General features: G+C 45.1%; 7 protein-coding genes. 3 read left to right on the top strand and 4 right to left on the bottom strand.

Annotated elements, in window-relative coordinates:
* Positions 1-29: 29 nt before the first annotated feature.
* Complete coding sequence (locus CAG69_RS19840; RefSeq protein ID WP_161445830.1) at positions 30-764, bottom strand: SanA/YdcF family protein; 735 nt, start codon at positions 762-764, stop codon at positions 30-32.
* A gap of 154 nt (positions 765-918) precedes the next feature.
* Positions 919-2607 carry an NAD-dependent malic enzyme gene (locus CAG69_RS19835; RefSeq protein WP_161445828.1) on the bottom strand — a complete coding sequence of 563 codons (1689 nt, stop codon included), beginning with the start codon at positions 2605-2607 and terminating at the stop codon, positions 919-921.
* A 213-nt stretch (positions 2608-2820) separates the two neighbouring features.
* Between CAG69_RS19835 and CAG69_RS19830 the strand changes: the two genes are divergently transcribed.
* The 3 genes from CAG69_RS19830 to CAG69_RS19820 all read left to right on the top strand — a co-directional run bounded on the left by CAG69_RS19830 (position 2821) and on the right by CAG69_RS19820 (position 7844).
* Complete coding sequence (locus CAG69_RS19830; RefSeq protein ID WP_161445826.1) at positions 2821-5175, top strand: helicase-related protein; 2355 nt, start codon at positions 2821-2823, stop codon at positions 5173-5175.
* A 288-nt stretch (positions 5176-5463) separates the two neighbouring features.
* Positions 5464-5841, top strand: a complete 378-nt coding sequence (locus tag CAG69_RS19825) for a hypothetical protein (protein ID WP_005377965.1) — start codon at positions 5464-5466, stop codon at positions 5839-5841.
* Between the two features lie 329 nt (positions 5842-6170).
* On the top strand, positions 6171-7844 hold the full coding sequence (locus CAG69_RS19820) for an alkaline phosphatase D family protein (RefSeq protein WP_161445824.1): 1674 nt from the start codon (positions 6171-6173) through the stop codon (positions 7842-7844).
* A gap of 78 nt (positions 7845-7922) precedes the next feature.
* On the opposite strand, the gene CAG69_RS19815 is transcribed toward CAG69_RS19820, so the two are convergent.
* Together CAG69_RS19815 and CAG69_RS19810 are read right to left on the bottom strand one after the other, a co-directional pair.
* Positions 7923-9026, bottom strand: a complete 1104-nt coding sequence (locus tag CAG69_RS19815; protein ID WP_161445822.1) for a phosphoribosylaminoimidazolesuccinocarboxamide synthase — start codon at positions 9024-9026, stop codon at positions 7923-7925.
* A gap of 203 nt (positions 9027-9229) precedes the next feature.
* The coding region (locus CAG69_RS19810; RefSeq protein WP_161445820.1) for a SulA-like leucine-rich domain-containing protein at positions 9230-9580 on the bottom strand (351 nt) is incomplete at its 5' end.

Raw genomic sequence — 9580 nt, 5'->3', positions numbered from 1 at the left:
TTATTAGCCTTGTGAGCTACGTTGTTACTCTATTCGACGGGAACTTGCAGAGGCTCATTAGAGATTTTTTCAAGCTCTTTTACTGCAACGATAGGCTCTTGAGGACCAAGAAACTTGGGCTGCGTATTAATAATGTAGAGGTCTAAAAAGGCTTTCACACGGGCGAGCAACTCTCGAATACGCATTGATGTTTTTTGTTTGTTTGTCGTAGGTCCTGCTACCGCAAGACACTGCGCATCAATGTTGTAAGCATCGGCAATAAACAGCGCTCGCTCACAATGAAAGCGCTGAGTCACAATCAGAAAGCGCTCCGAAGCAAAAATCTTTTTCGCCCTCACAATCGAATCTAGAGTACGAAAGCCAGCATAATCAAGGTGAATCACTTCCTCAGGCACACCGGCTTTAAGTAAGTCGCGTTTCATCGTCCACGGTTCGTTGTAGGAGCGATGGGCGTTATCGCCACTCAATAAAAACTGTTTTACTTTGCCTTGGTTGTAAAGCTCAATCGCCGCATTAATGCGATGAGTGTAGTAAGTGTTGAGGATCTTACCGATGTATTTACTGGTACCGAGAACCACAGCAACCTCATGTTGAGGTATTTGTTCGTATTCAGTGAAAATGCTTTCTTTGGCTTGTAAAACCACCCACCGGTCGATGGCAATAACAGAAACAAGCAGACTAAGTACAGAGAACGACAAAATCAAAGCAAGTCGCTTCCAGAAAAATTTCAGCTTCCACTTTGATCTTATGCGAGAAAACAACAAAACGTTTTATATCCTTAACTAAAAATGTAGTTCTCATCATATCTGATAGAAACAAAAAGAGAGAAGCCCATTTATGCCAAAATCTGGTTAGGATGATAAAAAAATAAAAGCCCCTACATGGTAGGGGCTAATTATTAAACGAAATGTCTCAAGCTTAAAACGCAGTGCGTTTGTAGCGACGGTAAACCGGTTGCCAGAACGATTGTTCAATCGCCACGTTTAATGCTTCATCAGTGATTTCTAATGCGACACCTTGTTCGATTGCCTTCTTACCAACAGCAAACGCGATCTTTTTCGATACCGAGTGGATCTCTTCCAACGGTGGAAGTAGCGCACCACGACCGTTGATTGCTAGAGGAGAGCATGTTGCGAGCGCACGGCTTGATTCCATTAGCATCTCGTCGGTGACACGTTTTGCGTTTACAGCAAGTACACCAAGGCCAATGCCAGGGAAGATGTAGCTGTTGTTACATTGGGCAATAGGGTAAGTGCGACCTTCATGAACCACAGGCTCAAATGGGCTACCTGTTGCAACCAGTGCTTCACCATTTGTCCAACGAATGATGTCGTTCGGTGTTGCTTCTACGCGGCTTGTTGGGTTCGACAGTGGGAAGACAATCGGACGCTTACAGTGTTTATGCATTTCTTCGATGACTTCTTGGCTAAATAGGCCAGGAGCACCAGAAACACCAATTAGTACCGTTGGTTTGGCGTTACGCATAACATCGAGTAGTGAGAAGCCATTTCCTTCATTTTCCCACTCTTTCGTATTGATATGCTTTTGCACCAAGCGTTGTTGGAAATCAAGAAGGTTAGGCATGCCTTCTTGTAACAGACCCCAACGGTCAACCATGTAAACTTGTGAGCGAGCTTGCTCGTCAGAAATCCCTTCCGATACCATTTGTGCGATGATCGCTTCTGCGATACCGCAACCAGCAGAGCCAGCGCCCAAGAAGGTGATACGTTGTTTAGAAAGCTGAGTTCCTGCTGCTTTACAGGCGGCAAGTAGAGAGCCAACAGTAATGGCCGCCGTACCTTGAATATCATCATTGAAGCAGCACACGCGATCTTTGTAACGCTCAAGAAGAGGCATCGCATTTTTCTGAGCAAAGTCTTCGAACTGGATCAAAGCATCAGGCCAACGGCGCTGTACCGCTTGGATAAACTCTTCTACAAATGCATCGTATTCTGCACCCGTAATACGAGGATGACGCCAGCCCATGTACATCGGATCAGCTAAGCGTTGCGGGTTATTGGTACCCACATCAAGAACGATTGGTAGCGTGTAAGCAGGGCTGATACCACCACACGCGGTATATAGTGACAGTTTACCGATTGGAATACCCATGCCGCCGATACCTTGGTCACCCAAGCCAAGGATACGTTCGCCATCTGTCACAACAATCACTTTAACGTTGTGGTTTGCTGCGTTGTTCAGCAAGTCGTCAATACGGTCACGGTTCGGGTATGAAATGAACAGACCGCGACCACGACGGTAAATGTTAGAGAAGTTTTCACATGCTGCGCCAACAGTCGGCGTGTAGATGATAGGCATCATCTCAGAAATGTGATTTTGCACTAGGCGGTAATACAATGTTTCGTTGGTGTCTTGGATATTACGCAGATAAATGTGCTTATCCATATCGCTTTCGAAACTTTTGTATTGCTGGTAGGCACGTTCCACCTGCTCTTGGATAGTTTCGGTCGACTCTGGAAGCAGACCTTCTAAGTTGAATGAACTACGTTCTTCAGCAGAGAATGCACTGCCTTTGTTCAAAAGAGGGGTTGCTAAAAGAGCCGGACCCGCATATGGAATATATAGTGGGCGTTTATCGTTGTTCATTGGGTGCCTTATGTAGGGTTGAAGGATGCGCACCAAATTTTAACGGGTTCACTATTTAGTTGTAAACATGCGTTGATGCACATCAATGTAATGTCGCAAAAAAATTCAGATACCGACGAAAATATCGGCAATATTGGTTGTTTAGAGATACCTAAAGCAGGATTTTTTTACTTGGGTATAATGTTTTGCATCATCAAATCAAATCCAATTTCTATGTTTCAACTACCTATCGACAGCCTGCAAGCCGAGTTTGACCATCATGTAAGCCTTAACCATCTTGTGGTGGAAGCCGAAACCGGGTCGGGTAAATCTACCCGCTTGCCCATGTGGGCGGCAAAACACGGACGCGTTCTGGTTATTGAACCACGTCGAATTGCTTGTACCTCGCTGGCTGAATTTCTTGCGGAGCAATCAGGAGAGCCAATAGGTCGCAAAGTCGGTTACGCGATCAAGCTTCATGCCTACTTTGATGAAAAAACCGAAGTTGTATTTGTGACTCCGGGGGTTGCACTGCGTTGGTTTTCGGAAAGCAAGCTAGCAGACTTTGATGTCGTGATAGTGGACGAATTTCACGAGCGACGCTGGGATATTGATCTATTAACCGCAATTTTGAAGCAAGAAAATCAACATCGGTTGATCGTCACTTCCGCTACGCTGGAGGGCGAAAAGCTAGCGCGTTACCTGAATGCGAAGCGTCTGCGATCTGAAGGGCGTTGCTTTCCAGTCACAGTGACACATCGTTCTTTAGACAGCCGTTATTTACCGAATAAGAAGGGATGTGAACAAGAGGTTGTCAGAGCGGTAAAAGAAGCATTGGAAGATGAAGATGGCGATATTCTTGTTTTCCTGCCTGGACGCAAAGAGATCACCCAATGTGCTCAGATGTTACAAAGTTGCGGCGATGTCATGGTGGTCAAACTTCATGCCTCGGTTAGTGATGAAGAACGGCACCGCGCGTTAACTACGCAAAAACCACGAAAAGTCGTATTGGCAACCAATGTTGCGGAAACCTCCTTAACGATACCTAACATCCGAGTTGTCATTGATAGCGGCTTAGAGCGTCGAACCATTCAACGTAACGGTCGCACAGCTTTAACGCTGACCCACATTTCTAAGGCCAGCGCCGCGCAGCGAATGGGGCGGGCGGGCCGTGTTGCTGAAGGAGCTTGTATTCGTCTATATGGTGAACACGCGCCTTTAGAATTAGTGACGCCTCCAGAATTGCACAGAGAAGAGCTCGTCGAGCCTATGCTGGCAGCGGCTTGTTGTGGGTACCGTCTTTCAACACTCGATTTTCTCGACTCAATTCCCCCAAAGTCGCTAGAGGCATCTCATTCGACGTTGTTATCCATGGAAGCGATTGATGAGGATGGCAATGTCACGCAGCACGGGAGAAAAGTATATCCACTACCCATTGATGCACTGTTTGCCGATCTCGTTACCAGAATTCAAGCGAAGCCAGAGAAGGAAGCAATGATTGATTTGGCTGCCGCCTTATCTGTACCTGCGCAGCTCTATCAGCGACAAAGTGGTGAAGTTGCTGAGCTTCTATCTCAAGAGGAGCCATACGGATGTGATGCCTCTTTGCTTATCCGTTTGGTTCGGGGGGAGCGACTTCCGGGCATTGTCATTGATGCCAGCGCACTCGAAGAGGCACAAGGTTTAGCGAAACAAATGCGAGAAGTATTTGAATTACCGGAACTTGACGTTGCCTCTCGATATAAACGTGAAGCGCTCTTTTTCTCCATCGCCTCATTGCACCCTGAGCTTGTGTTTGTCCGACGAGCTCGTCGAAGAGATGCTCTAGGAAATGGCGTAGTCGAGATGCTGGTTGGGCGTAACAGCCGCTTTCCTGATAAAGAAGAAGCGGCCATCGTGCTAGATAGCCATAGCGTGCCAGGACGAGGTGTTAAGCAAACACTAAACCTCGCATCGGTCATGATGCCTATCCCGCTGACATTATTACGCGAACTTGAATTTGGGGAGTGGCAACAAGGTGAGACGAATTATGAAGAAGAGACGCCAAGAGCAACGATGCATTTGGTCTACGCCGGGCGAACAGTCTGTTCTGAACACCAAGCGTTACAAGGTGATGTTGCTGTTCAGTCTATTGTCGAAATGATAGAAGACGAGACACTGTTACCAGGTTTTGCTTCTCAAAGAAAACAACAAATCCAACACTGGAAACTCTACAACGCATTGGGCCTTAATGTCGAAGGAGAAGAGGTTAACGACTTGGCCTCCTTGACATTTTCTAGTTGGTTAAAGGAGCAGTTGGAAACATTAGGCGTTGAAAATGTCGATGATATGGCGTTGTTTGAACCGGAAGACTTAACATTTAACGGTGTTCCAGAATGGGAATACGGCGATTTCACGGAGCAGTACCCTTTAGAACTTTCGCTGCCAGAACTCCAACTGGATGTTGAGTATTACGCGTCTCGCAAGCTAGTACAGGTCGTTTATCGAGAGGGAAACCGTAAGGGGGATCCAAAGCGTTGGGAGCTGCCACGCTGGGCTGGTTGGAAGATACAGTATAAAAAGGCCAGTCGAGTGATTGATGTGAAGTAGGTAGGCGGATGACGTTGTGACAAGAATTGATATTTTTTTGGTGAATATATAATAATTTCATATTGATAGCGTTACTTATGTGTTGTTTTTAGTTTCTTAATTGAAATATTAATCAATTGAATGCTTATATATGGCGAAGCTGTACATCAGTTGTTACAAAGCTGGTTTTAATATTTCCTTTTGCATGTAAATTAGTGCATAAAAGACGAATGTTTTATATCCCATTGCTATATCAAAAAAGTTGAACGATATTTGGTATATCTCATTTTCGAGTGTTGGGGGCATAGAATGGATCAACAAGGAAAGACGTGCATTGAATTCGACTACACTAGCTTTTTAGGGGCAACAGGTAGTAAAAAATGGACCTTTTTAGAGGCATTTGCCACCATCGCGCCTATTTTCGGTTTGATGTGGAAACAGAACATTGCGGAATTGAGCAAGCCTGAAGATCGGTTGTGGGATGCCGCATTAAAATCGATGTCTTCTCGTAAAAGTGATGAATCCAATTTGGTCCGCTTAACCCAGTTAGCTAAACATGAAGGGATCAATGAATTGCGAGTCGTTATGCCATATTCGCTCGATGTTCAGCAAATCGAGTACATAGAATCTCGCAGTCAGTTGAAGGTGGACACGTCAGAACAAGATGTCCTTAACATCAAGTTTTAGGCTGAGCATTTCCACTTCATAAATGTACCACTTAACAATAGTGCAATGAAAAGCGACCTCAAAGTAGGTCGCTTTTTTATTTTGAGGTTTTTGTCACAGGTCTTGGAAGTGTGATGAATATAGAGTATTTGCACTTAAATTAACAAAAATGTAACGTTTGGAAATGCAATTGTCATAACTAGCTTCTAACTTTGTGTTTTTAGGACAAATTACCGACTAAGTGGTTGGTACTGTAAGTTCGAATTAACGTCCCTTATTGGCACACAAGGATGATTGAGTCACCACGTCATTTGGGCATAAAAACAAACACAATAAGAAAGGAAGTCAATATGTCTTTGTCTCGTCGAGACTTTATGAAAGCTGCCTCTTCAACGGCGATTGTTACCGGGTTGGTGGGCTGTGGTAGCGATGCTAGTGAATCTGTTGCGGTTACCTTTGAGCACGGAGTGGCGAGTGGAGATCCTACTCAAACACAAGTAATCATTTGGACTCGTGTTACGACCTCATCGAGCTACGCAGATGTAAGCTGGCAAGTTTCATCTAACGAAAATTTTACTGATATCGTGCAAAGTGGCATTTTTGCCACGGACACGAGCCGAGATTTTACGGTAAAAGTTGATGTTCAAAACCTCAACGCAAATTCTCGCTACTACTATCGATTCATGGTTGGAGATGTCACTAGCGAAGTCGGGCAAACTCAAACATTATCAGAGGATGGTGTAGAAAAGGCATCCATGGCGGTTGTTTCTTGTGCAAACTATCCTGCAGGCTATTTCCATGTGTATCGAGAGATCTTAAATCAACATGAACAAGACCCGTTTGATGTGGTGCTTCATCTCGGTGATTACATTTATGAGTATGGTACTGGTGTCTACGCTAGTGAAGATGCTGAGGCTCTAGGGCGAGAGCCAAGCAAAGGCACTGAATGCATTACCTTAGATGATTACCGAAAACGGTATGCGCAATATCGCCAAGATGCTGATCTGCAAGCGTTACATGCGAGCCTACCAATGATTGCTGTCTGGGATGACCATGAGCTTGCAAATGATACTTGGAAAAATGGTGCGGAAAACCATCAAGAAGAGGAAGGCAGCTTTAATGATCGTCGTGCAGCTGCGGCTGCCGCGTGGACAGAATGGTTGCCAGTTCGTGAAAACACTTTCTCAAACATGCTGATTTACCGTCAGTTTTCGTTTGGAAGTTTAGTCAATTTGATGATGCTCGACACGCGACTTGTGGGGCGTGATAAACCGTTGGATTACTTCTCGCTCAGCTCACCAACGATGGAAGCTATTGGCGGTTTAGTTGCTCAGTCGCGCAGTGAAGACCGAGAGCTGTTAGGCGCTGACCAACTCGCTTGGCTGATGGATGCGTTCAGTACGCACGACGCAACTTGGAATGTGCTAGGGCAACAAGTGTTAATGTCTCGTATGGAGCTGCCAAGTTCGGTGATGGCCGCTATGTTTCAATTGTTTACTGCCACTGAAGAACAAAAAACAGAGGCGTTATTAGCGGTAAGCTCTGCGATTACGGGTTATCTCTCTGACCCAAGTTCAGATACCATTGCTTTGCCATATAACCTAGATGCATGGGATGGTTACTACGTTGAGCGAGAGAAAGTTTATCAACTGGCCAAAGCCAGCAGTGGTAACTTTGTCTGCTTGGCAGGAGATACGCACAACGCATGGGCAAGTGAGCTTAAAGACGTATCTAAGCATCCTATCGGGATAGAGTTTGCAACTAGCTCGGTGAGTTCCCCTGGGCTAGAGGCCTACCTAGCGTTAGATCCTGTTGCGATCGCTCAAATGGAATACACGTTGCCGCACTTAGTGTCAGAATTACAGTGGGCAGACATCAAACAGCGTGGCTTTATGCGCGTTACTTTTACGCCCGACAAGGCAGAGTCGACCTGGTATTTCGTATCAACGATTAAAGACAAAACATATCAGGTGACGACTAAGTCAGCCTCTACAACAGATGGCACTACGTTAAATATCGGCTAAACTGAGCCTAATACGAAAAAAGTCCGCAAGCTAGTGCGGACTTTTTATTGGAAAGCGTTTAGCAATCTGGCGACAGTGCTAGTCAATCAATCCGTATTCTTTGCTCAGTACTTCGATGATTTCCGCTTTCGGATTCTCACTCAAATGAATCGGCTTGCCTGTAATCTTCTCGGCAATACCAATGTAGGTGCTCGAAACCGCCATCAAAGATTCGACGGGTAAAGCATTATCACGAGCGAGTGCTTCGCGCTCTGGCATACGTTCTTTGTTTAGCAAGATATCTGGGTCAGGGAAGTGGTTAAGTAGAAACTGGCGGAAGCCTTCTTTTGAGTTCTCTACGATTTGACCTGCTTGGTACTCTTTAGCATCCCATATACGAGACGAGTCTGGTGTACCCACTTCATCCATGTAAATCAGCTTTTCATTGCCAGCAGCATCATGAACATAACCAAATTCGAATTTGGTATCGACAAAGATTTGGTCGATTGCTTCTAACGCTTGGCTGATAACGTTAAAGCCTTCTTTCAGCAGTTTTTCGTAGAGTGCGATATCGTCGGCACTTGAGAAGTTAAATGCTTCGTAGTTGTCTACGATGTTTTGACGAGTAATATTCACGTCATCCGCTTCTGGCACACCGGGAATGCCTTTTAGAATGCCTTTTGTGGATGGGGTCATGAGCAACTCTGGTAGTGCTTTGTCTTTTTCTAACCCTTCAGGAAGTTGGATTCCACAAAACTCGCGCTCGCCATTTGCGTAAGCGCGCCACATCGAACCCGTGATGTATTTGCGGCAGATGGCTTCGATTTTTACCGGTTTGGCTTTTTGTACAATCCAAACAAAAGGGTGAGGAATGTCTAGAATATGGCTATCTGCTAAGCCATTTTCTTTGAACAGTTTGAACCAGTGATTAGAAATCGCATTAAGCGCAGCCCCTTTACCCGGTACACCATTAAGACCACCTTCAGCATGCCAAATACAATCGAATGCAGAGATTCGGTCGCTAATTACCATGATAGCCAAAGGCGCATCTGGAGCAACATCGTATCCTTTTTCTTTGATCAGTCGGGCGCTGTCTTCTTCAGTTAACCAGTAAACTGAACGAACTTTTCCGCTATGAACGGGTTTATGGGTGCGAATTGGCAGGTCGTCATTGACGGCAAGTACTTGATTAGCAAGGCTCATTGCGACATTCCTATCATCTTAATCAAACGTCAGAAAGAGAAGATATTCAGCAAAATGTGGGCGCTGAATAAATCGAATGTGGGCATCATACCAGAACTATTTTAACTCGCCAGAGAAAAAGCAAACGTTTGCTTGTTTTCTTTAATACAAAAAAAGCCTCCTTAAAAAGGAGGCGAGATGCAGGATGGATAACGTCGAACTTATTAGTGGTACTTATTAACTCTGCCTTCGACGAAAAAGACTTCACACTGATAGCGCTGCGCCATGTCGCGTAACATAGATTGATTCATAAGTGCAATTTTATTTGATGCAACAACAGCACTGGCATTGCCTGATCGAATGGCTTTGATCACGATCTCGACTTCTGAAAGCTGTTGAGAAGGCTTCATTTGAATCACGTTTCTACAGCAAATATTAGAAGCAGTGAGTTGTTCAAAGTCTGGACGAGGGCAGTCTGCTGTAAACAAAATCCATTGTTTCTGCTGCGATAAAACAGCCAGCTTAGATAGAAGCTGATCCGAAACGGCCATGGGCTGAGTTGCTTGTGCCAATAC

The sequence above is a fragment of the Vibrio sp. V43_P6S15P86 genome, assembly GCF_009904725.1.
Taxonomy (GTDB): domain Bacteria; phylum Pseudomonadota; class Gammaproteobacteria; order Enterobacterales; family Vibrionaceae; genus Vibrio; species Vibrio diabolicus.
This window is presented reverse-complemented; position numbering and strand designations above follow the sequence as displayed.

What these genes read in the sequence shown, in the direction of transcription:
- CAG69_RS19835 (WP_161445828.1), bottom strand. Translation starts at nt 2,607, where the DNA reads ATGAACAACGATAAACGCCCACTATATATTCCATATGCGGGTCCGGCT.
- CAG69_RS19830 (WP_161445826.1), top strand. Translation starts at nt 2,821, where the DNA reads ATGTTTCAACTACCTATCGACAGCCTGCAAGCCGAGTTTGACCATCAT.
- CAG69_RS19825 (WP_005377965.1), top strand. Translation starts at nt 5,464, where the DNA reads ATGGATCAACAAGGAAAGACGTGCATTGAATTCGACTACACTAGCTTT.
- CAG69_RS19820 (WP_161445824.1), top strand. Translation starts at nt 6,171, where the DNA reads ATGTCTTTGTCTCGTCGAGACTTTATGAAAGCTGCCTCTTCAACGGCG.
- CAG69_RS19815 (WP_161445822.1), bottom strand. Translation starts at nt 9,026, where the DNA reads ATGAGCCTTGCTAATCAAGTACTTGCCGTCAATGACGACCTGCCAATT.